21 protein-coding genes are annotated in these 22578 nt (G+C 59.6%); 10 read left to right on the plus strand and 11 right to left on the minus strand.

What is annotated here, in order from left to right; translation table 11 throughout:
- Positions 1 to 137 precede the first annotated feature (137 nt).
- The 4 genes from fabF to gmk all read left to right on the plus strand — a co-directional run bounded on the left by fabF (position 138) and on the right by gmk (position 4599).
- Entirely contained in the window at positions 138 to 1397 is a 1260-nt protein-coding gene (fabF, locus tag R6X40_RS28925) for a beta-ketoacyl-ACP synthase II (protein WP_318418349.1), read from the plus strand.
- Positions 1398 to 1705: 308 nt separating this feature from the next.
- Positions 1706 to 2884, plus strand: coding sequence for an endolytic transglycosylase MltG (mltG, locus tag R6X40_RS28930; RefSeq protein ID WP_318418350.1), 1179 nt, complete (start codon positions 1706 to 1708; stop codon positions 2882 to 2884).
- 159 nt (positions 2885 to 3043) lie between these two features.
- Positions 3044 to 3931, plus strand: a complete 888-nt coding sequence (locus tag R6X40_RS28935; protein ID WP_318418352.1) for a YicC/YloC family endoribonuclease — start codon at positions 3044 to 3046, stop codon at positions 3929 to 3931.
- A 2-nt stretch (positions 3932 to 3933) separates the two neighbouring features.
- On the plus strand, positions 3934 to 4599 hold the full coding sequence (gmk, locus tag R6X40_RS28940; protein WP_318418354.1) for a guanylate kinase: 666 nt from the start codon (positions 3934 to 3936) through the stop codon (positions 4597 to 4599).
- 292 nt (positions 4600 to 4891) lie between these two features.
- Here gmk and rsmA read toward each other — a convergent pair whose 3' ends face one another.
- The 6 genes from rsmA to lptF all read right to left on the minus strand — a co-directional run bounded on the left by rsmA (position 4892) and on the right by lptF (position 12526).
- On the minus strand, positions 4892 to 5719 hold the full coding sequence (gene rsmA, locus R6X40_RS28945) for a 16S rRNA (adenine(1518)-N(6)/adenine(1519)-N(6))-dimethyltransferase RsmA (RefSeq protein WP_318418356.1): 828 nt from the start codon (positions 5717 to 5719) through the stop codon (positions 4892 to 4894).
- Positions 5719 to 6744 carry a 4-hydroxythreonine-4-phosphate dehydrogenase PdxA gene (gene pdxA, locus R6X40_RS28950; protein ID WP_318418358.1) on the minus strand — a complete coding sequence of 342 codons (1026 nt, stop codon included), beginning with the start codon at positions 6742 to 6744 and terminating at the stop codon, positions 5719 to 5721. Before pdxA ends, rsmA begins: the two co-directional genes overlap by 1 nt.
- Positions 6745 to 6755: 11 nt before the next feature.
- On the minus strand, positions 6756 to 7697 hold the full coding sequence (locus R6X40_RS28955; protein WP_318418359.1) for a SurA N-terminal domain-containing protein: 942 nt from the start codon (positions 7695 to 7697) through the stop codon (positions 6756 to 6758).
- Positions 7698 to 7935: 238 nt separating this feature from the next.
- A complete protein-coding gene (locus R6X40_RS28960) occupies positions 7936 to 10269 on the minus strand; it encodes an LPS-assembly protein LptD (RefSeq protein ID WP_318418360.1) in 2334 nt (777 codons plus the stop codon).
- Positions 10269 to 11354 carry an LPS export ABC transporter permease LptG gene (lptG, locus tag R6X40_RS28965; RefSeq protein ID WP_318418362.1) on the minus strand — a complete coding sequence of 362 codons (1086 nt, stop codon included), beginning with the start codon at positions 11352 to 11354 and terminating at the stop codon, positions 10269 to 10271. Before lptG ends, R6X40_RS28960 begins: the two co-directional genes overlap by 1 nt.
- Positions 11351 to 12526, minus strand: coding sequence for an LPS export ABC transporter permease LptF (gene lptF, locus R6X40_RS28970; RefSeq protein ID WP_318418363.1), 1176 nt, complete (start codon positions 12524 to 12526; stop codon positions 11351 to 11353). The genes lptG and lptF overlap by 4 nt, the downstream gene beginning before the upstream one ends.
- Positions 12527 to 12849: 323 nt before the next feature.
- On the opposite strand from lptF, the gene R6X40_RS28975 reads away from it, so the two are divergent.
- Together R6X40_RS28975 and R6X40_RS28980 are read left to right on the plus strand one after the other, a co-directional pair.
- Positions 12850 to 14346: a leucyl aminopeptidase gene (locus tag R6X40_RS28975; RefSeq protein WP_318418364.1), complete on the plus strand. Its 1497-nt coding sequence runs from the start codon at positions 12850 to 12852 to the stop codon at positions 14344 to 14346.
- Between the two features lie 8 nt (positions 14347 to 14354).
- Complete coding sequence (locus R6X40_RS28980; protein WP_318418365.1) at positions 14355 to 14804, plus strand: DNA polymerase III subunit chi; 450 nt, start codon at positions 14355 to 14357, stop codon at positions 14802 to 14804.
- Between the two features lie 188 nt (positions 14805 to 14992).
- On the opposite strand, the gene R6X40_RS28985 is transcribed toward R6X40_RS28980, so the two are convergent.
- Together R6X40_RS28985 and R6X40_RS28990 are read right to left on the minus strand one after the other, a co-directional pair.
- Positions 14993 to 15445 (minus strand): GNAT family N-acetyltransferase, encoded by a 453-nt coding sequence (locus R6X40_RS28985; RefSeq protein WP_318418366.1) that lies wholly within the window; start codon positions 15443 to 15445, stop codon positions 14993 to 14995.
- Positions 15446 to 15754: 309 nt separating this feature from the next.
- Entirely contained in the window at positions 15755 to 15991 is a 237-nt protein-coding gene (locus R6X40_RS28990) for a hypothetical protein (protein ID WP_318418446.1), read from the minus strand.
- Positions 15992 to 16218: 227 nt separating this feature from the next.
- Between R6X40_RS28990 and R6X40_RS28995 the strand changes: the two genes are divergently transcribed.
- Positions 16219 to 16620, plus strand: coding sequence for a hypothetical protein (locus R6X40_RS28995; protein WP_318418368.1), 402 nt, complete (start codon positions 16219 to 16221; stop codon positions 16618 to 16620).
- Between the two features lie 274 nt (positions 16621 to 16894).
- On the opposite strand, the gene R6X40_RS29000 is transcribed toward R6X40_RS28995, so the two are convergent.
- Positions 16895 to 17821, minus strand: coding sequence for a Gfo/Idh/MocA family oxidoreductase (locus tag R6X40_RS29000; RefSeq protein WP_318418370.1), 927 nt, complete (start codon positions 17819 to 17821; stop codon positions 16895 to 16897).
- A 175-nt stretch (positions 17822 to 17996) separates the two neighbouring features.
- On the opposite strand from R6X40_RS29000, the gene R6X40_RS29005 reads away from it, so the two are divergent.
- Positions 17997 to 18839 (plus strand): GNAT family N-acetyltransferase, encoded by an 843-nt coding sequence (locus tag R6X40_RS29005; RefSeq protein WP_318418371.1) that lies wholly within the window; start codon positions 17997 to 17999, stop codon positions 18837 to 18839.
- Positions 18840 to 18845: 6 nt separating this feature from the next.
- Here the strand turns inward: R6X40_RS29005 and R6X40_RS29010 are convergent, their stop codons facing one another.
- Together R6X40_RS29010 and R6X40_RS29015 are read right to left on the minus strand one after the other, a co-directional pair.
- Entirely contained in the window at positions 18846 to 19064 is a 219-nt protein-coding gene (locus tag R6X40_RS29010) for a hypothetical protein (protein ID WP_318418373.1), read from the minus strand.
- Between the two features lie 104 nt (positions 19065 to 19168).
- A complete protein-coding gene (locus R6X40_RS29015) occupies positions 19169 to 20566 on the minus strand; it encodes a PLP-dependent aminotransferase family protein (RefSeq protein ID WP_412178485.1) in 1398 nt (465 codons plus the stop codon).
- A gap of 103 nt (positions 20567 to 20669) precedes the next feature.
- Here R6X40_RS29015 and R6X40_RS29020 point away from each other — a divergent pair, with 103 nt between their 5' ends.
- Both R6X40_RS29020 and R6X40_RS29025 read left to right on the plus strand, forming a co-directional pair.
- Positions 20670 to 21533: a DMT family transporter gene (locus R6X40_RS29020; protein WP_318418376.1), complete on the plus strand. Its 864-nt coding sequence runs from the start codon at positions 20670 to 20672 to the stop codon at positions 21531 to 21533.
- 134 nt (positions 21534 to 21667) lie between these two features.
- A complete protein-coding gene (locus R6X40_RS29025) occupies positions 21668 to 22573 on the plus strand; it encodes a DMT family transporter (RefSeq protein WP_318418378.1) in 906 nt (301 codons plus the stop codon).
- Positions 22574 to 22578 lie beyond the last annotated feature (5 nt).

Here is a 22578-nt window from a genome sequence, read left to right on the forward strand (position 1 = left end):
TGGTCAAGGAAAGCCTGATGGCTTCCGTACCTGAGATCACGCAAATATAGCATTCACAGAAAAGGATGTACGGATCCGGTTTTTTGCGCAAGGGTCCGGTCCGGTTCTGGAACGAACAGGCAGGATGGATCGCGGGCATGAGACGTGTCGTTATCACCGGTACCGGCATGGTATCTCCCTTGGGCTGCGGAACCGAGATATCCTGGTCGCGGCTTATCGCCGGCGACAATGCAGCCCGCAAAGTCACTGAATTCGAAGTCGAAGACCTGCCTGCAAAGATCGCCTGCCGTCTGCCGTTCGGCGATGGTACCAATGGCACCTTCAATCCCGACAACTGGATGGAACTGAAGGAACAGCGCAAGGTCGATGCGTTCATCATCTATGCGATGGCGGCTGCCGACATGGCGCTTGCCGACGCTGACTGGCATCCGAAGACCGACGAAGACCAGATCGCCACCGGCGTGATGATCGGCTCGGGTATCGGCGGTCTTGAGGGCATAGTCGACGGCGGCATCACGCTGCGTGACCGCGGCCCGCGCCGGGTTTCCCCTTTCTTCATTCCCGGCCGCCTGATCAACCTTGCCTCCGGCCAGGTGTCGATCCGCCACAAGCTGCGCGGCCCCAATCATTCCGTCGTCACAGCCTGTTCCACGGGCGCCCACGCCATTGGCGACGCAGCCCGCTTCATCATCATGGGCGATGCCGACGTGATGGTCGCCGGCGGTACGGAATCACCGATTTCGCGGATTGCGCTGGCCGGCTTTGCAGCCTGCAAGGCGCTATCCACCCAGCACAATGACGATCCAACCAAGGCATCGCGTCCTTATGACAAGGATCGCGACGGCTTCGTCATGGGCGAGGGCGCTGGTATCGTCGTTCTCGAAGAGCTCGAACATGCCAAGGCGCGTGGCGCCAAGATCTATGCCGAAGTCGTCGGCTACGGCCTGTCCGGCGACGCCCACCATATCACCGCTCCGGCCGAAGATGGCGACGGCGCCTATCGCTGCATGCAGATGGCGCTGAAGCGCGCTGGTCTGTCGGCATCCGATGTCGATTACGTCAATGCGCATGGAACCTCGACCATGGCCGACACGATCGAACTCGGCGCCGTCGAGCGCGTCATGGGTGACCATGCGGGCAAGGTTTCGATGTCATCCACCAAGTCGGCGATCGGGCACCTGCTCGGCGCGGCCGGTGCCGTCGAAGCGATTTTCTGTGCGCTGGCGATCCGCGACAATGTTGCCCCGCCGACGCTCAATCTCGACAATCCCTCGGTCGAAACCAAGATCGACCTGGTGCCGCATGTGGCGCGCAAGCGCGAGATCAACGTTGCCCTGTCGAATTCCTTCGGCTTCGGTGGCACCAACGCCTCGCTGGTTCTGCGCCGCTACGCCTGATTTAGGACACAACGGGTCTGCCGGATGGCGGCCCGTTCATCGACGCCAATACTGGCCGGTGTGCCTGGGAAGCATGATAATTCTCCCATTATCGTGCTTTTGCCGCATTGCTCGGTTCAAACATGGCATAAGGGCGATTGCGAGCGAGCCGGTAGCGCCTGCAAGTGGCTTTGTGGCCATTCTGACACAAGGCCAAGGGCTTAGTGTCGCTACACTCGTGACAAGATGATTCTCTTTCCTGTTTCTCTTCTGGAGTTCGCATCAGGGATGGAGACGTGCATGATGCGAATTCCAGAACCAGGACACCAGTGAACGACGCAAACGAAAACAACGCAGCGCCTTTCGGCCGCAACGAGGCGGGCAATAACGGCCCGATCATCCCGAAATCGGCGAGCGAAGCTCTTCGTCCGGAAAAAGTGCCGCAGCCGCCAAGGCGGTCGCGCAAGGCAAAAAGCCAGGTCGTTATCTTTCTGAATTTCCTGATGACTGTGATTGTCTGCCTGACGATCGCTGCGGCTGGCACAGTTTACTATGCAATGTCCGCCTATGAGGACAACGGCCCACTGACGACCAATACCAATTTCATCGTGCGCAACGGCGCCGGTATCCAGGAGATCGCCAGCAGCCTTGAGCGCAACGACATCGTTTCCGATGGCCGTGTCTTCCGCTTCATGTCGGAAGCCTATCTCGATGACAACGATACCCTGAAGGCCGGTGAATACGAGATCAAAGCTGGCTCCTCGATGCAGGAGATCATGCAGCTCCTGAAATCGGGCAAGTCCATCCTCTATTCGGTGTCGCTGCCGGAGGGCCTGACGGTCAAGCAGATGTTCGGCCGATTGAGCAGCGATCCGGTTCTGGAAGGCGACCTTCCGGCGGAGATGCCGGCAGAAGGCACATTGCGCCCGGACACCTACAAGTTCTCGCGCGGCACCAAGCGTGCGGAAATCGTCACGCAGATGACTGCAGCGCAAAAGCAGCTTGTCGACCAGATCTGGGACAGGCGCGACCCGGACCTGCCGATTGCCAGCCGTGAGGAGTTTGTCACGCTTGCATCAATCGTCGAGAAGGAAACGGGCATTGCCGATGAACGCTCGCGGGTTGCTTCGGTCTTCATCAATCGCCTGGAAAAAGGCATGCGTCTGCAGTCGGATCCGACGATCATCTATGGAATTTTCGGTGGTGACGGCAAGCCGGCCGACCGTCCGATCCTGAAATCTGACCTCGACAAGAGCACACCCTACAACACCTACCTGATCAAGGGCCTGCCGCCGACGCCAATCGCCAACCCCGGCCGGGCGGCGCTCGAAGCGGTTTCCAATCCGTCGCGCACGTCGGACCTGTATTTCGTCGCCGACGGCACGGGGGGCCATGTGTTTGCGGCTACGCTCGACGAGCACAACAACAATGTCCGCCGCTGGCGCAAGATCGAGGCTGAAAAAGCTGCTGCCGCGAAAGCGGCAGAGACGGCGCCCGCCCAGGAATAATCGGGCTTCTATCAGGCTTGTGGATGACACGGCTCCGGTACGCTTGACCCTTGCGGTTGACCGTGCCGGAGCCGTACACATTCAAGCATCAATTCAAAGTTCCACAGTCTCCTTCGCCTGTTTTGCGCGCGGATGCTGACGGGGCGGAAGGAGACAACGATGCCGCTGCAGTCCATGACGGGATTTGCCCGCCGCGAGGGGACCTCCGGACGCTATCGATGGGCGTGGGAACTGCGCTCGGTCAATGGCAAGGGGCTGGACCTCCGACTGCGGCTGCCGACAGGCACGGAGCATCTGGAGGCGGATGTTCGCAAGCTTGTGGGCGGCAGCTTTTCGCGTGGCAACATGCAGGTCAATCTCAGTGTCAGTGCCGGCGAGGCCGGTTTCGAGACCGTGATCAACCAGGGAGCACTGGCCTCGGTTCTATCGCTGCGTGAGCAGCTGCGCGACGTGATCGACCCGGCGCCGCTGCGCCTCGATACGCTTCTGTCCATTCGCGGCATCATCGATTTTCGCGAACCGGAAGAAAAGGAAGGCGAACGCGCCGCCCGTGACGGCGAGATCATCTCCGGCCTGCAAGCGGCGATCGCCGACATGACCGCGATGCGTGAGGGGGAGGGCATGGCGCTCTACCGGGTGTTTCTGGAGCAGATCGACAGGATTGAGATGTTGACCGGCGAGATCGAGGCGGACCCGTCGCGTAGCGTCGCCGTAATCACCGCGCGTCTGGCCAGCCAGATTGCATTGGTGATGGAGGGCGGTTCGAAGATCGATCCGGAGCGCCTGTATGGCGAAGTGGCACTGTTGGCGGCCAAGGCCGATATCCGCGAGGAAATCGACCGGCTGCGCACCCATGTGACGGCTGCCCGCGAGCTTTTGAAAAAAGGCGGACCGGTGGGCCGCAAACTCGATTTCCTTTCTCAGGAATTTAACCGCGAATCAAATACCATCTGTTCCAAGTCAAATGCCGCTGCGGTCACCACCGCCGGCATCGAACTGAAGGTCGTCATCGACCAGTTCCGTGAACAGGTCCAAAATCTGGAGTGACCATGAGCCCCGCGAGCCAAACCTCTACCAAAGCCATTCAGCGCCGCGGCCTCATGCTGGTGATCTCGTCGCCTTCGGGGGCGGGGAAATCGACGATTGCGCGTAACCTGCTCGAAGCCGATCCGCATATGAGCATCTCGGTGAGCGTGACGACGCGCAAGCGCCGCGCGAGCGAGATCGACGGACGGCATTATTTCTTCAAATCCATCCGTGAATTCGAGGGATTGCGCCAGACCGACGCACTTTTGGAGTGGGCCGAGGTTCACGGAAATTTCTACGGTACACCGCGTGACGCCGTTGAGGCCGCAATGTCGGAGGGGCAGGACATGCTGTTCGATATCGACTGGCAGGGCGCCCAGCAGCTGCAGGAAAAGATGGGTGGCGATGTCGTCTCGATCTTCATTCTGCCGCCGACCATGGCCGAACTGCAGTCCCGCCTGCACCGCCGCGCCGAGGATACTGAAGAGGTTATCGCCACGCGGCTGGCGAATTCACGCTCCGAGATCGAGCACTGGCTGGAATATGATTATATCGTCGTCAACGAAGACCTTGATAGCGCCTTTGCCTCGGTTCAGGCCATCGTCGAAGCCGAACGCCTGCGCCGCGACCGCCGCCCCGGCCTGTTCGAATTCGTCAACGGATTGCTGACCGAGACGCCGAAGCTTTGAGGGATACTGGTGGTTCGTGGGCCGGAAGTGCTTGATGCCTCTGGAAAATCCTGCGGAATTCTTGTTAGGAGGGTGGCTATCCATCCTCCGTCATGCTCGCCCTTGTAGCGGGCATCCAGCCACGCGACGTCTGTCGCGTGAAAAGTGTCTGCTGCGTTCAAGGACTTGAACGCACTGGATGCCCGCCACAAGGGCGAGCATGACGGAGACTGGAGAACCTCTCCGGCAAAACGATATCTTTAGGCGGCGGCAGCCTGAGGCAAATGCGTCCCTCAACGGGGCCGCATGCCGTTCACAGGCAATTGGCCAGCCGGCAGAACTCTTCCACAGACAGCGTTTCTGCCCGGCGTTTCGGGTCAATCTCCGCTTTGGCCAGCAAGGCCTCGCCGCCGATCGACTTGACGCTCTGGCGCAGCATCTTGCGGCGCTGGCCAAAGGCAGCCATCGTCACCTTCTCCAGATCCGCCGCAGAGCAGGGGATCGGGTTTTCAATCGGCTCCAGATGGACCACAGACGACGTCACCTTCGGTGGCGGCGAGAAGGCCTGTGGCGGCACATCGAAGGCCATGCGGGCATTCGTGCGCCAACCGCAGAGAACGCCGAGGCGGCCATAATGGTTGTCATCGGCGTTGGCGACGATCCGCAAGCCGACTTCGCGCTGGAACATCAGCGTCATCGACTGGTAGAACGGCGGCCACGTCTTCGGCAACAGCCAGTTGACCAGCAGCTGCGTGCCAACATTGTAGGGCAGGTTGGCAATGATCTTGACCGGGCCTTCGGTTACGAGATCCTCGAAGGCGATCTTCAACGCATCGCCCTCGATCACCTCGAGACGGCCGGGATAGAAATCCGAAATTTCGGCGAGGGCCGGCAGGCAGCGGGAGTCACGCTCAATCGCAATGACCTTCTTTGCGCCAAGCGACAGGATGGCGCGGGTCAGGCCACCTGGGCCTGGACCGACCTCGATCACCGTCACGCCCTCCAGCGGACCGGCCGTGCGGGCGATCTTCTGGGTGAGGTTGAGATCGAGCAAAAAGTTCTGGCCCAGCGCCTTCTTGGCATCGAGACCATGGCGCGTGATGACATCACGCAGTGGCGGCAGTCCGTCGATCGCGGCCATCAGGCTGTCCTTGCGGCGTTGTCGGCCAGTTGCTGTGCCATCCTGAGCGCTGCGAGCAGGCTGTCGGCGCGGGCTACGCCCTTGCCGGCAAGGCTGAAGGCCGTGCCGTGATCGGGCGACGTGCGGATGAACGGCAGCCCGAGCGTCACGTTGACACTGTCGTCGAAGCCGAGCGCCTTGGCGGGGATCAGCGCCTGATCGTGATACATGCAGATCGCCACGTCATAGGTAGCGCGGGCGCGGTCATGGAACATCGTGTCGGCGGGCAGGGGACCAGTGATATTGATGCCTTCGGCCTTCAACCGTTCGACGACCGGGCGGATGACCGCGTCGTCTTCCAGGCCGAGAGCACCGTTCTCACCGGCATGCGGATTGAGACCGGCAACGGCTACGCGCGGGGAGGTAAGACCGAAGCGATCCTTGAGGTCGCGCACGGTGATTGCGCAGGTCCGGTAGATCAGGTCGGCGGTCAGTTGCGCAGGCACATCCTTCAACGGGATATGGATCGTCACCGGCACGGCCATCAGCTTTGGCCCGGCCAGCATCATGATTGGCTGCAGGCTGTCGCCGGTCAGGCGCTCAGCGATATCGGCGAGGAATTCGGTATGGCCGGGAAACTTGAAACCCGCATCATAGAGAACCGATTTGGCAATCGGATTGGTGACGATGGCGGAGGCCTCGCCGTCCATCGTCAGCCGGACGGCCGTTTCGATGGCGCCGGTAATGGCTCCTGCATTGGCGGAATCGGGCTCTCCCGGCGTCACGGCTGTAGCGCAGGTCAGCGGCAGAACAGGCAGAGCGTCCTGAAAGACGCTAAGGGCTCCGCCACAATCCGTTACGCGGATGGCAACATCGTGCCCGAGAAAACGGGCACGCTGCGCAAGTGCAGCGGGATCACCGATCAGGATGAACGGCGGCGTCTGCCAGGTCTGCCTGTTGATCCAGGTATCAAGGGTGATATCGAGGCCGATCCCGGCCGGATCGCCCATGGTCAGGGCGAGCGGCCTGTCGCGTGTCGGGCTCATGATGCTACTTTTTACTTTTCGACGATCTGCGCGCGCTTGCGCAGTTCCTCGATATAACGCTTGCTGTTGGTGTCTTCACCATCGGTCTTCTTGCCGAGATCTTCGGCGCGGAAGACCATTTCAGCGGCGAGGTCGTCGGAGACTTCACGCTTCTTGCAGATGCCGAGATATTCGACACCGCGTTCGGTGACACGGGTTGCTGTCGTCGAGCTGTCGCCGGCCTTTTCGATCAGCGGCTTCCAGTCACCGGGAAGCTCCTGCGCCATCATGCGGCCGAGGTTGCGGATCGAGACGTCGCGCATCGTGGCGGCAAAGACCTTGGCCTGCTCGCAGCCAGGATAGTTGGCGCGCGAGGCATTGGCTTCGGCCTGGCGCTTGCCCATGATGGAGTTGCGCTTGGAAGCGGGAACAACAAAAATGACCTGCTGCAGGAAGTATTCGGTGGTCACCGGCTTGGTGCCGCCTGCTTCCTGCATGCGCCGGACCAAATCTTCATTGGACAAACGGCCGCCGCCTCCGCCGCCGTAGCGGGCATTGACGACACGCGGCCAGCTCATGGCCACGGCGACATAATTTCTGAAGTGATCGATACCGACGCCTGCCTGGTCGAGGACCTGCGACAGCTGCTGAACGGACAGCTTGTTACCGGCGGCGAAGCGCCCGACGGCGCCCTCGACTTCCGAAGTGCTGACGGAGGCGCCGACGCGCAGAACTTCTTCGCGCTTAAGAGATTCATCGATCATTTGCTGACGGGCTGCATCCGCACCGCCGCTCTGCTTCTGCAGGCGCATGAAAGCGGCGCGCTTGGCAATGTCGCCGGATGTGATGGGCGAACCGTTGACGACGGCAACAACCTTGCTCGCGGCGTAGGTGGCCGGCGCCGAGGAAAGTGCCAGGCCGCAGGCAAGGATCATTGCCGAAACCGTGCGCGTGATCGAAAGCTTCCCGCCCATTCTTTGTCCTTTTCATTTTCCACCGGACATCGCGTGTCCGGGGCCATGGTCTTCATGCCAAGCGCCAACATCCTGCGCATTTCTGCGCAACAGATGCATATTACATGCGGCCGAACAATGACAAGACCTGCCGGCCGCTGCAAAATAGCGCTTCGGCTGCCAATTCCCTGCGGCAGCGCGCCCCAAAAAAGCGGCTGCTACAGAGGAGGAGACGAGGGTGCCGTCACTGCGGCACGCCTCAGTTCAAGCCGTCGAACTTCGTGTCGCCCACGTCGATATCGCCGAGTGTGCGGAAGCTGATGCGGGCGCCGATCGACCAGTCATTGGCGATGGATTGATCGCTGTCGCGCTCTTCCTTGTACACCAGCGAAAAGATCGTATCCCGGTCGTCATAGGTGATGCCGATGCCGTTGCGGGTGATGACATTGCTGTTCAGGTCATAGGTGACCGATCCGAATACCGACCAGTAATCGGCGAACTTGTAGGCCGCCGCCGTCTGGATTTCATCCTGATCCTTGGTCGAGCCATAGAGTGGCTGCGCCTGGATGCTGGTATAGGTCACGGCCGTCTGCCACAGGATGCCCTGATAACCGAGCGACGCATCGGCGCGGCGCAAGTCCAGGTCACGCTCGTCGAAACGGCTGCTGAAGCTCGCCGTGATGCCTGAAGGAGCGTCGATACCAATCATCGTCACATAGTCGGAGCGGTCTGTCTCGAGGCCGGAATTGGCGCCGGCCTTGACCAGGTCGTCGGTCGCGAACGAATTGACGCCGCCGAGATGGAATGACTGTCCGGCAATGGCGCGCAGGGCATAACCGTTGCCAAGGGCGCCGGTATAGCGGACGCCAAGATTGGCGCGCGTTCCGCCTTCGATGCGGTCAAAGCCCGAGAACTTGTCGCGGTCGAACAGCGATGTCGCGTCGAAGACGAAGCTTTGCGCATCCTCGTTCGGCAGGCCGCCGGCATATTCCTCATTGGGCCGGGCGAAGATCTGGGCGATCGGCTCGATGATGTGGCTGCTGTAATCGGTGGTCAAAAGAATAGGGTAACGCGCATCGATACCGGCTGTGAGCATCCGCCGCGTTGTCGCGTCATCGCTGTTGAAGTCACCGGTATAGTCGATGCCCGGATTGGTCATCGACGATCCGATAACATCGCCACGGGCCGCGAAGATCGGCGTCAACGACAGGCCACCTGGCACGATGAAATTGCGTTTCCATTCAAGGTCGGCCGTCAAGCGGTGATAGGTACCCTCAAGGCCGCGAAAGCGATCAACGATGCCCGGTATTTGCAACTCGTCTTCGCGGTTGCGATTGACGTTGGTCAGGTTGATATCGGCTGTCAATTCGCCGCCGAGCACCGGTTCCGGGTGCGTGTAGGAATAATCGAGAACCTGGGCAACGGCCTGCTTGTTTTCAGCGATGCTGTCTGGATCCGCATCCTGGATGTCGAAATAGAAGGCGCGCGCATCGAAGGAATTGCGCTTGCCGAGACCGCTCAGGTAGACTTGGTTCGTAAAGGTCGTGCCGTCAAAGGTCGAAAGCTCGTAGGTCTTGGCGAAGTTGTTATCGCTCTGAACGAGAACATCCCAGCCAAAGGTCCAGCGTGGATTGATATCGAATTTGGCCTTGGAGCCGATCATGCCACGGTTGGTTTCCAGGGCGTCGACGGTGTTGCCGGTGAAACTGCTGCGGTTCAGCTGGCTGATGCCGGCCATGCTGAGGATGTGTTCGCCGTTTGCGAAGCGCTGGCGGAATTCGCCCTGGAGCAGAAAGCCCTGGCGTGACAGGCCCGTCGCGGTGACAGTCGCATCCATATAGGGCGAAATCGCCCAGTAATAGGGGATGCTGACACCGGCACCAAGTTTCTGGGTATAGCCGAATTTCGGAACCAGGAAACCGCTCTTGCGCTTGACCGTCTGGTCAGGCACCTCGAGAACGGGAAGATAGAGGATCGGCTTGCCGAACAGCTCGAACTTGGCATTCTCCATGCGGATCGTATGGGTTTTGCCGTTCTGAACGATGCGCTGCGCCTTGACGTGCCAGAGCGACTTGTAGTCAGGATTGGTCGCGCAAGGTGTGCAAGCGGTATAGACGGCGTTGTTGAGGATCATTTCCTCGCCATTGCGCCGTTCGCCTGAGACTGCGGCAAGCTTGGTCAGGTCGGTGGTTTCAAGGCGCAGCCGCTCGATAAAGCCGTTGCCGAAGTCATCGGTCACGTCCATCTGGTCGGCATAGACCTTGTTGCCGCCGGGTTCGATCAGCTCGATTTCGCCGGTCGCAATGATGCGCCCGGTCTTCTGGCTGTATTCGACCTGCTGGGCGACCATCTGGTAGCCGCCATAATTGATCTGGACTGCGCCGCGCACGATGACGCGCTCCGCATCCTTGTTGTAGACAAGCTCGTTGGCCGACAGAAGCATCTTGGCGTCTTCGGGCATCTTGGGATTGAACGAATCGATCCGGGTATCTTGTGCCCATGCGGGAGCGCTCGGGGTAAACGTTTGGAACGCAACACCTGAAAGCAGAACGGCCGCCAGCAGCCTGATATGTTTGCGGTTGCCTGCCGCCACTAGCCATCCTCCTCATGCAATAGAATCGTCGAACCCAAGGCCATTGCTACAACAACTGGCAACCAGGCTGCAACGAACGGAGGCACTATGCCGCTGCTCCCGAATGCTTTGACAAGCACGGTGACGACATAAAGCACGAAGCCCGACAGGATTCCACCGAGAATTACCGGTCTCGATTGGTTAAACCGGCTAAATTTTAACGAGACGCTCGCAGCGATCAGAGTCATGGCGACCAGAAGCAATGGAAGCGCCAGCATCGAGTGGAATTGGGTTTCCATCGCATTGGTCGGGAAGCCAAAAGACTTCGCCACTTCAATCTTGCGTCTCAAATCAAAAAACTGAATAGAATCAGCCTTAGTCAACGTTTCCTGAACGAATTCAGGCTTGAGATGCGTCGGCAGTTGTACCGTTGCGAGGCGACGCGGCAGCTCTCCGTTGCGGGTTTCCGTCACCCCGTTAAGGAGCCAGTAACCATCTTCCAGTTTTGCTGTGGCTGCATCCTGTCTCGAAACGATCGTGCCGAGCGGATCGAAATGGATCACTGTTACGTTGACCAGCGTCTTGCCCTCGTCCTGTACGGACCGGGCGCCGATGATCGTATCGTCGTTGCCGTAGATCTGGCGCAGCCAGGGGATGGAGATCGCCAAGGTAGCCGACGACGAGCTTCCCCATTCGGCCTCAAGCGCTTCTGCCTTTTTGGTGCCCCAGGATGCGATCGGATTGAGCGCAATCACCGTCGCAACGCCGAACAGGAATGCGCCGATAATGAAGGGCTGCAGAAACTGCCAGGCGGAAATCCCGGCGGCGCGCGTCACCACCAGTTCGTAGCGTCGATTGAGCGAGATCAGTGATGCCATGCCGGCAAACAGTGCGACGAACGGCACCGTCTGCTGCAGGATCGTCGGGATGCGGAACGTCGTCATCAACAGCGCCCCGGTCACCGAATAGCGCGGCAGCTGCGACATCCGGTTCGAGAGTTCGCTGAAGTCGATGATGAAGATCAACGCGAAGATGCCAGCGAGAAACCAGAACGTGGTGATCGCATATCGCTTTAGAAAATAACGCCCGAGCGTCGTGAAGATCATTTCACCTGGTTCCCGTCAGATGCCGGGTTGGCCTTGGTCAGGCGCAGGCGAACCAGAATCTCGTTGACCTTCTGCTCCAGCGTGAGCGGAATTTCAAGCCGCCTGTTGCCGATCAGCTGGCGGATCGCAAGATAGCCGGTGCCAAGCGGGATCAGATACATGATCGGGACGAAGAAGCGCGATTCCTCTGCGCTATTGGCCGCATAGAAGGTCGTCCAGCGGATGAAAAAGCAGGTCAAAAGTGCCGTGATCATCGGATGGACGCGGGCTTCCCGATGCGACCTTGCATCGCTGCTGAACACCAGCGCGATCAGGACGAACAGCAGGGGAAATGTCCATTCCGTGAGGCGGCGATGCAGTTCGGCGGTGAAGGCCTCAGGATTTTTTTCGTAGACCGGGTCTTTCGGATCGGGATTGATCAGGAAAGGCAGGTCACGGTCCTTGGCACGGATTGTCGCCTGGCCGGCCATTTTGGTCATATCGGTCAGGTCGAAGGCGTAGCTGTCGAATTTGATGATCGAGACGTTGCCATCCGGAAGTTTGCGGTGCACTTCGCCGTCCTTCATCACCAGTGCCGAGCCGCTGTCATCGACGGCGCCTTCGCGGGCGTAATAGACGAGCTCATAGGCCGGGTTGCGCGAATCGGCGACGAAGATTCCGTGCAGGACGCCACCGTTGCGCCGTGAGGCGACCTGGACATAGAGGCCATCGGCGATCTTGCGAAAGGTGTTTTCCTGAACGACGGATGACAGAAGGTCGGCATGCGCGGTGGCGATCATCTTGCGCACGGCCATGCGCGAATAGGGTTCGACGAAGTTATCGACGGCGAACGATACCACGCTGAGGGCAAGACCGAGATAGATCACCGGACGGATGATGGTCATGCGCGAGCTGCCAGCGGCATTCAGAACCGTCAGCTCCGAATCGGCATTCATCGCGGTCAGCGTCTGTGCCACGCCGATAACCAGCGCGAAGGGAAGAATGAGCGGAATGATCGATGGCAGCACGAGCGTCGCAAGATGCATGAAAGCCAGCACCGACTGGCCGCTATCGGTGACCAGATTGACGCTGGTCAGCGCCTGCGTTGTCCAGACAATCGCCATCAGCGGCAAGAGCGTGGCAAAGAACATGCCCGTTGCCCGCTTCAGGATATAGCGTTCGATCAGTTTCATGCGGGGTCCTGGCCCATTTTCTTGCCGTTTGTCCGGTTCGGTAACGCCTGCCTGGACATGGCCGGGCCGGATGTCCCTATCGCGCTGAATGAACCGGTTTGCAAGTTTTCCACGATAACCAAATTGTAAAGGGGCAGGGCTAAAGCTCGGCAAAGAATGATAGTTAACAGCATGTAAACATAAGGTGGCGCCTTGCCAAGGTCATCGAAACCGACAACGGTGCATGAACCTGTTTCCGGGCTTGCGGTTGATGGCGAATGTTTGCCACTGTAACCGCCATGTAACAGACCGGCGTCGGCCCAAGGCAATTCTGGAGTTTCTTCATGTCATTGAAATTTGAAATCGGTTTCAGCAAGTCAGCGCGCCTGTCGGGCGGCTTGGCGATCCTGCTCAAGACTCTTGACGGAAAAGAGGCGGCCGGGGCTGCGGAAGCTGATCCGGATGCAATTATTGCCAAAGCGACGCGAATCGCCAAGTTCAAGGCGAAATCGCTGCGCAGCCTCGACATCGTTGCGCCGCAGGGCGCGCCGGTCGACCGTATTCTGGTGCTAGGCATCGGCGACGGCGCCGATATGACGGCGCATGACTGGCTGAAGGCTGGCGGTGCTGCAGCGTCGAAAATCCGCGGTGCCGAAAGGGTCGCGATTTTCCTCGATGCGCCGGGCGTCGAGGTTTCCGGCAAGGCTGCGGCCGATTTTGCGCTCGGCATGGAGATGAATGCCTACAGCTTCGACACCTACAAGACGGCGAAGAAGGACGATGACGACCAGAAGGGACCGCCGAAGCCGGTGAAAGTGACGATCGTCACCGGTGCGGTGATCGCTGCCAAGAAGGCAGCGGCCAATTCGCAGGCGATCGCCGAGGGCGTTTTCATCGCCCGCAATCTGGTCAACGAACCCGCTAACATTCTCGGTCCCGTCGAATTTGCGGCCAAGGCCAAGGAACTGGAAAAGCTCGGCGTCGAAGTCGAAATCCTCACTGAACGCGAAATGAAGAAGCTCGGCATGGGCGCGCTGCTCGGCGTGGCGCAAGGCTCTGTGCGGCCGCCACGGCTGGCAATCATGCAGTGGAAAGGCGGCAAGCCGAAGGACCGGCCGGTCGCCTTTGTCGGCAAGGGCGTGGTGTTCGACAGTGGCGGTATCTCGATCAAGCCGGGTGCGGGCATGGAGGAGATGAAGGGCGACATGGGCGGGGCTGCCGCCGTCACCGGCCTGATGCATGTTTTGGCGACCCGCAAGGCCAAGGCGAATGTCGTCGGCATTATCGGCCTTGTGGAAAACATGCCGGATGGCAACGCCCAGCGCCCCGGTGATATCGTCACCTCGATGTCCGGCCAGACCATCGAGATCATCAATACCGATGCGGAAGGCCGGCTCGTGCTGTGTGACGCGCTCTGGTACTGCAACGATCGCTTCAAGCCGCTATTCATGATCAACCTGGCGACATTGACCGGTGCCGTCATGGTGGCGCTCGGCAGCCATCACGCGGGCCTGTTCACCAATGACGACCGGCTGGCCGGCCAGTTGACGGCGGCCGGGCAGACGACGCAAGAGCGCCTTTGGCGCCTGCCGCTCGGCAAGGAATATGACAAGATGATCGACAGTAAGTTTGCCGACATGAAGAACACCGGCGGCCGTTACGCCGGATCGATCACCGCCGCCCAGTTCCTCAAGCGCTTCGTCAAGGATACCCCTTGGGCCCACCTGGACATCGCCGGAACCGCGATGGGGTCGCCGACCGACGAGATCAACCAGTCCTGGGCCTCCGGTTTTGGCGTGCGGCTTCTCGATGAACTCGTTCGCGCCAACTACGAGAGCTGACAGCCGACGTGACCGAAATCCTGTTCTACCACCTGACGGAATCCAAGCTCGAAGACGCGCTGCCGCCGCTGCTCGACCGCTGTGTCGAGCGCGGCTGGCGTGTTGTCGTGCAGACGTCGGATGACGAGCGCCGGGACATGCTCGACAATCATCTCTGGACCTATCGCGACGATAGTTTTCTGCCGCACGGGACTGATGCGACCGATTTTTCAGACGATCAGCCGATCCTGCTCACCGCCGGAGACGGCAACGCCAACAGCGCCACCGTCCGCTTCATTATCGACGGCGCGGTACCGCCGCCGGTCGCCAGCTATGAGCGGGTCGTGTTCATGTTCGACGGTTATGATCAGGCGCAGCTGGAAGGGGCGCGTGCACACTGGAAAGTGCTGAAGGGCGAGGGGCATACCCTGACCTATTGGCAGCAGAACCAAGACGGGCGCTGGGTGAAGAAGGCTTGAGTCTTCACGCATCAAACGAAAGAAGGTCAAGGTCGCTCAGTTGGCCTATTATTTGAATGTCGAAGACGCGTCGTTGCGGGAATTGGTCGCCAAATTCGAAATCGTGCGACTCGTTTGCGGCATGACGTCGGCTTTGCGCCATGAGTGGACATTGCGGGGCGAGGCTAAGTCTCGCCCCGCAATGTCTTTTATCTGCCTAAATACAGAAGCGCATTCTCGAAGGGAAGGCCGTCATCATCAGTCGGCCTGCAAGATACCTGCTGGAAGCCGAGCGCCTTGTAGAACTCTACAGCCTGTTTATTCTGCTTATAGACTTCGAGCGAAAGTTCGCCCTTCTGTCCCATTGCATTGGCAATTAACGCACGTCCAACGCCTCTGCCTTGGTGACGAGGCGCAACAAATATTCCGCCGACAAACGAGCCCATCAAACTCATGAAGCCGACAGGCTTGGCCGCAAAGCAAGCTACCAATGTTTCGGCGTTTGGCAGGTATTTTTTCTCGATCAACTGTTGTTGTTCGAGAAGTCGATCTTCCCCAATGAAGGGATGCGCAATCATGGATGCATCGAGCCATATGGTCGATAGTTTCTTGATGTCCGTCGCCGCATTATAAGGCCGGATCACGATGTTCTGGTTCTTCATTAGAACTCCACAGAAGTAAGCATGCAAAGAGGATCGGCACCGGGCTGGTGCCGAGTGAGTCCGCTGTAGCGGTCAATCAAAGCCTCTGTGCATAAATCTCCATCTGTGACTGCGGCGTATCTACGTGCCTCACATCGTTGCGTCAACGGCCGCTACGGGCAAAAGCGGACACGTTACTTCGGCAGCCTCATGCCCCAGAACGGACGCGGTATTTAAGGTCGCGTCCGAAGGTCAAGATTGGTGTCGGGCCTCATCGAGGGTGATTCGGTCAGCCGTCATACGCGGCTTGTCTGAAATCACCAAAAGGCTTCACACAGCCGAGAATTTCACCGTTACGCCCCGCTGCCGAAAGTAGGCCTGCATGAGCTTCCTGCCAGAACGATTGTTCTGCACGAGCCTGGCCGGGTCGAAATCGGCTTCTTTCAAACCCGCCTTCGTCAACGCCGCCTTGAGAACCGCGATATGCGTGTCGATGTCGGCATTATCAGCCTGGAGCGATTCATAAATTCGGTTCGTTGCCTCTGCTACGGTCGGTTCGCTCACGATTACACTCCTGTTGATGTTTGGCTGGCGCTTACCACATTTTTCGGCTTGACCCTATTGTGGTGAAGAATATCCACATCAATGAGTGACGATGGAGTCGAACGCTGCATCGGCTGTCGGAGACGTGCCGCCAGAAGCAGACCAACGGGAACTGGCGCCTTCTGGTCTACCGGCTTGGGGCAGCTTCGCACCAACAACAGACGTCGGTCCTTATCGCAGAGGAGTAATGGATGCCGGATGACGAAGCCAATCCCAGTGTTGCTCGTGGCCTTTACCGGCTGAGTGTACTCTTCGGATGTGTCGCTTTTGTCGTATTTTTCTTTTGGGAGATGTATAGCACTGCCGCTGCCGTTAGCCGGCTTTCAGCCGCAGCAAAAAACTTTCCCTATGTCGAGAGGTGTGATGCCAATGGCAATCTGATCGAGACAGGGGAACCGAACTGCGTTGATCTTGGCCGCTATCTGCTGATTAGCGGGCCTGTTCTCAAGGCCTTTCGCAGAGCCTGTGGCGGAAGTGACTATCTCCCAGGTGTCGTGGTGCTTGAGGAGGGCATGGCGGCGAGGGCAGATATTGTCAGCGTGGGAAAAGCCTTGAGTTATCGAAAGCGTATCAGAGGAAGGATGCCATGCTAACCGCCTGCTGCGTCACCCTGAAAAACGTGGTTTGCAATCTCTTCACATTGGCAGCTCACGACAAAAAGCGGAAACATGCTGTTGTCGCAATGTTGGTGTCAGACGCTAACTCTATGTGCAGGATGCTTGATGCCGGTATTTTTCAGCAAGTAAAACTGCTTGCAAGATCTGGGTTACAGGCGGTTCGATATCAAAATACGCTTTGGTTTCACATTCCGTTTATGGGCCGCGGATCGCTCCGCGGCCTTCCTGATTGTGCAGACAATCCGAAGACTCAATCGAAAAACGCATCCACGAATTTGCGCCGTCCGAGCATGAAAGCATCGGCGACGTGGCGCAGCGGCGAGAGATCGACGTCGGATGTCTTTGCCTTGATGATGTCGGCGAAGCGGGCGTAAAGCGCCGGGTATTCCTGTTCCGGTTCGTCATGCACCAATTTGCCGTCGATCGACAGTTTGGCGCCGCCTTCCGAGAGAACCATCATGCCGGCATCGGTTTCGGCGACGATGTCCCAGCTCTGGTGGCCGGTCTGGCGCCAGTCGAATTCGGCCGAGACCGGCAGGTCGTTGGCATCGCTGAAGACGATCGAGGCGGCGATCGGCGCGTCGCGGTTTTCCGGGAACTCCAGCGTTGCAGACGTGATGAACAGCGGGTTCGGCAGGATATGGGTGACGATCGACAGGGCGTTGATGCCTGGATCGAAGACGCCGAGGCCGCCAGCCGCCCAGATCCAGTCCTGGTTCGGATGCCAGTGACGCACGTCTTCCTTCCAGATGACCTTGACGTCGTTGATCTTGGTCGACGCGAGGAATGCTTTTGCCGCTTCGACGGCCGGCGCATAGCGCGAATGCCAGCTGGCAAACAGCGACAGGCCCTTGCTATCGGCAAGCGCCTGAAGGTCAGCGACTTCGCTCAGCGTCGCGCCCGGCGGCTTTTCCAGGAACACATGCTTGCCAGCTTCCAGCGCCGTGCGGGCGGCCGCATAGCGGAACTGCGGCGGCATGCAGAGCGACACCGCATCGATGGACGGAACCGCTTCGAGCATGGCCTCGATCGACTTGAAATTGTCGATGCCATCGACGACGCCGTGACGGCTGGCGGCAGCGATCAGGTTGTAGTCGGCATTCTTGGCGATGGAAGGAAGATGCTGGTCGCGGACGATCTTGCCGACGCCAACGATCGAAATATTGATGGGGCTCATGGTGTGTCGCTCGATTTGTATGACTTTATGATGGGCGTTGTAGCAGAAAGAGAAGGCCGGGCAAGCGGCTGGCGCTGTCTGTCAACGATGAGCTGCGAACAAACGTCACTGCGGGTGGCGGACACTGGCCAGGTTGCGCTATCTGGGTAGTCTGCATTGTCAAACAGGAGTCTCCATGCCCCCGATCATCCGAAAAGCCAGCCGCGCCGATCTTGATGTCGTGATCGACTGGGCAGCCAGAGAGGGCTGGAACCCGGGTCTCGCCGATGCACCTGCGTTCTGGGCCGCAGATTCTGAGGGCTTGTGGATTGCCGAGGAAAACGGCACTGTTGCCGCAGCGCTGTCGCTGGTGCGTTACAGTGAAACCTATGCGTTTCTGGGGTTCTACATGGTACATCCCGATCATCGCGGGCAGGGGATCGGGCTTGCCTTGTGGCAAAGGGCGCTCGCGGAAGCTGGAAGCCGAACGGTCGGGCTCGATGGCGTGGTGGCCCAGCAGGACAATTACCGCAAGTCGGGCTTTGCCTATGCTCATGCCAATTTTCGCTATGGCGGCGAAATCCAGTGCACCGAACCGCCCGGCACCGATCTGGTCTCGGTCTCTCCGGTGCTGGTGCCGATGCTGGCCGACTATGATGCGCGGTTCAATCCGGCGCGGCGCGACACGTTTCTGCGTGAATGGCTGAAAGCCATGGATACCCGCGAAAGCTTTGCCCTGCTGCGCAATTCCGAGGTTGCCGGCTACGGCACCATCCGTGCCTGCCGCGAGGGCTACAAGATCGGTCCGCTCTTCGCCGACAGCGAAACAAACGCCGATCTCATCTTCCGCAAACTGGTGACCAGCGTTGGCGGTGGCCAGATCTATCTCGATATCCCCGAGCCGAATGCTGCTGCGCGCGCTCTCTGCGATCGCTACAATCTGAAGCCGGTATTTGAAACGACGCGGATGTATCGCGGTCCGGTGCCGGACCTGCCATTGGGGCAGATCTACGGGATTACCACGTTCGAATTGGGGTAGGGCGCGTCAGCGCCAGAACGGCAGGCCGCGATGGCCGCCAAGGATGACGATACTGGCGAACACGGCGATCACCAGAAGCACGACAAGAACCCAGAACAGGCGGCTTGACGCCTGGGGTTCCTCGACGAAAACCGGCTCCTTGTTGCGCAACGCGTTCATCGCGTGGCGGGGATCGCCCCATTTGACGCGCCTGAACCGGAAGGCATTTTGGGTTTCGTGCTTCATGGAACACGAAGGTAAAGCCTCCATTTGAATGGTGGCTTAAAGGTTTTGGTAAAATTTTAGCATTTGCTTGTGGATAAGCATTCATCCGGTATCGCGGCAACCATTTACCGCTTCCGGGCGATGGCCTTGCGCAGGGCCGCAAAGATGCGATCGTCCTGCGATTGCGAGACATTGAACCGCAGGAAGCCTGCTGCCGACTGCGACAGGCTGAAGACGTTGCCGGGGGCAAGAACGATATTGTCGGCCAGCGCTTCCCGGGCAATATCCGCCGAATCAAGGCCATCCGGAAGCTTACTCCAGAGAAACATCCCGGCCTGCGGCTCGATCCACGGTTCAAGCCCCAGATTTTTCAACCGGGCACCCACGTCGGCCATGGCACGGGAAAGGCGCAGGCGCAGCCCTTCCATATGTTTGCGATAGCTGCCGTCGCGCAACACGTTGAGCACCAGTTCGGCGGTCAGGCGGCCACCGCCGAATGTTGTAGCGATCTTCAGGTCGATCAGCCCTTCGATCCAGTCCGGCCGTGCCGCAATGAAGCCGCAGCGCGCCGAGGCCGACAGGGTCTTGGAAAAGCTGCCTATGTGGATGACGCGGTCAAGGCCGTCGAAGGCGGCGAGCCTTTGCGCGGGCACATGTTCGAAATCGGCAAAGATATCGTCCTCGATAATGGTCAACCCCGCCTGTTCGGCCAGTTTTAGCACCCGGTGGGCTGTCACCGGCGACAGCGTCGCGCCGGTCGGGTTGTGGATGGCCGAATTGGTGACGTAGAGCCGGGGCTTATGATCCTGCAGCGCCTGTGCAAACAGCGTGATATCCGGGCCTGTCGGCGTATAGGGAACGCTGATGATGCGGGCGCGATGGGCGCGCAGCAGCGCATGGAAATTGAAATAGCAGGGATCGTCTACCATGACGGTGTCTCCCGGCTCGAGCAGGAACCGGCACAATAGATCCAATGCCTGGGTTCCCGATTCCGTCAGCATGATCTGGTCCGGCGATGCGTCGATACCGTGATCGCCCAGTCTGCGCGCGATCAACTGGCGCAACGGCGGCAGGCCCAACGGTGTGCCATAGTCAGCGAGTGACGGACCGTCTGCGCGCGACAAAGTGCGCAAGGCGCGGCGCACACCGTCATCCGGAAGCCACGACGGTGGAAGCCAGCCGCATCCCGGTTTGAGATCGTCGCCAGCCGCATCGAGCGATTGGCGCGATACCCAGAAGGGATCGACCGCCCGGTCCAGTTTCGGCCCGATTTCCGACAAAGCAAGCGGCGCTGCCTGGCTCGCCACATAGAACCCGGAGCCGGGACGCGGCTGGATCACTCCTTCGGCGGCAAGCCGGTCATAGGCTTCGACCACGGTGGATGTGGAGACCTGCAGGGTCCGTGCAAAGGCGCGGATCGACGGCAGCTTGTCGCCGGATGTCAGGCTGCGGCTGGCAATGCGCTGCCTGATCGCGGCGATGACCGTGGCGATACGGGTGCTGCTCTTTACGTCGTCAAGCATCTGTACTGGATCCGATACCATAACAGTTTCATCAAACTGTACATGGCTGTTGCTGGTTTTGCCAGCCTCCACCGTCGATAAGGAGGAAACGAGGGAGTGTCGAATGGACCGGATGGCGAGCGGATGGATCAACGGATTGATCGGCGTGGTGATCTTCAGCGGCTCGCCGCCCGCAACGCGCGTCGCGGTGATGCAGCTGGATCCGGTGTTCCTGACAGTCGCACGCGCGGCGATTGCCGGCCTTCTGGCACTCTGCCTGCTTCTCGTCTTCCGGCAGAAGCGGCCCTCGCGCAACGATATCGTCTCGCTCGTAGTCGTCGCGCTGGGCGTTGTCGCCGGTTTTCCGCTTTTGACGGCGCTGGCTCTCCAGCATGTCACCTCGGCCCACTCCATTGTCTTCATCGGTCTACTTCCGCTATCGACGGCAATCTTCGGCGTGCTGCGCGGTGGTGAGCGGCCAAAACCGGCATTCTGGATATTTTCCACTCTCGGCAGTGCGCTGGTCGCCGGTTTTGCCCTGGTGCAGGGCGGCGTGGCTTCGCCTGTCGGCGATGGACTGATGCTTGCCGCCATCATTGTCTGCGGGCTCGGTTACGCGGAAGGGGCAAGGCTGTCGCGCACACTGGGTGGTTGGCAGGTGATCTGCTGGGCATTGGTTCTGTCGTTGCCGGTGATGATCGCGCTGTCGCTCGCCTTTATGCCGGAAACGTTCTCTGACGTCGCGCTGCCCGCATGGCTCAGCCTTGGTTACGTGTCGTTGTTCAGCATGCTGATCGGTTTCATCTTCTGGTATCGCGGCCTCGTGCAGGGCGGCATCGCCGCTGTTGGCCAGTTGCAGCTGCTGCAACCGTTCTTCGGTCTGGCGCTGGCGGCAACCCTGTTGCATGAGCCTGTGAGCTGGACGATGCTGGCAGTCACCGTTGCCGTTATCCTATGCGTCGTGAGTGCGCGAAAATTTGCCCGGTAGGATCAGCTTGCCTTGCCTGTGGCCGATTGCGTTCGCCAACAGAGCTTTTACACTTCGGTCTTCATCGAAGCATTCCGGCGTCAAGGTCGATATAGCAGGATGGAACTTGGCAATCCCTCTGATGCGAGACGATCATGACACCGGACACGATAAACCTGAAAAAGGAACTGGCGCTGCTTCTGGCGCTCGCAACGCTCTGGGGCGCATCCTACACCTTCATCAAGATCGGCGTGGAGACGATTCCACCGATCACGCTGATTGCCACCCGCACATTGATCGCCGGCCTGCTGCTGCTTGCGGTTCTGCGCATCCGGGGGCTTTCGCTGCCAAAGGATAGGGCGACGTGGGGTAGGTTCCTGTTTCAGGCCTGCCTGAACAGCGCGATCCCTTTCACCCTGATCGCCTGGGCGGAAAAGACCGTCGACGCGGGTCTCGCCGCCATCCTGAATTCGACGACGCCGATTTTTGCGTTCCTGCTGACCGCTGTGCTGACCCGCCACGAACCTGTGACGGGCCGCAAGCTGTTCGGGGTTCTCGCCGGGATCGCGGGCATTACCCTTGTTGTCGGTCTGGAAGCGTTGAATGGCGCCGGTGATCAACTCCCGGCTCAACTCGCCATCGTCGCCGCGACCATCTGTTATGCTGGTGCTGCCATCTTTGGCCGTGGTTTCAAGTCGCTCGATCCGATGATGCCGGCCGCCGGTTCGCTGATCTGCGGCGCTATCATCCTGATGCCGCTGAGTTTTGCGATCGACCGGCCATGGACACTGGCGCCGTCCACAGGCTCGATCCTCGCCTTGCTGTGCCTCTCGGTCTTTTCGACAGCACTGGCCTTCGTCATCTATTTCCGGCTGGTGCACACGCTGGGCTCCGTCGGCACGACGGCGCAGGCCTATCTGCGCGTCCCGATCGGCGTGGCAATCGGCGTTCTCTTTCTAGGGGAAAGCATCAGCAGTACCGCGCTGGTGGGACTGGCATGCGTCATTGCCGGCGTCGCAGCGATGACGATCCCGGCACGCAAGCGGATAGCGGCTACTTAAGGAGA

Source organism: Rhizobium sp. PL01, assembly GCF_033447125.1.
Classification (GTDB): domain Bacteria; phylum Pseudomonadota; class Alphaproteobacteria; order Rhizobiales; family Rhizobiaceae; genus Pararhizobium.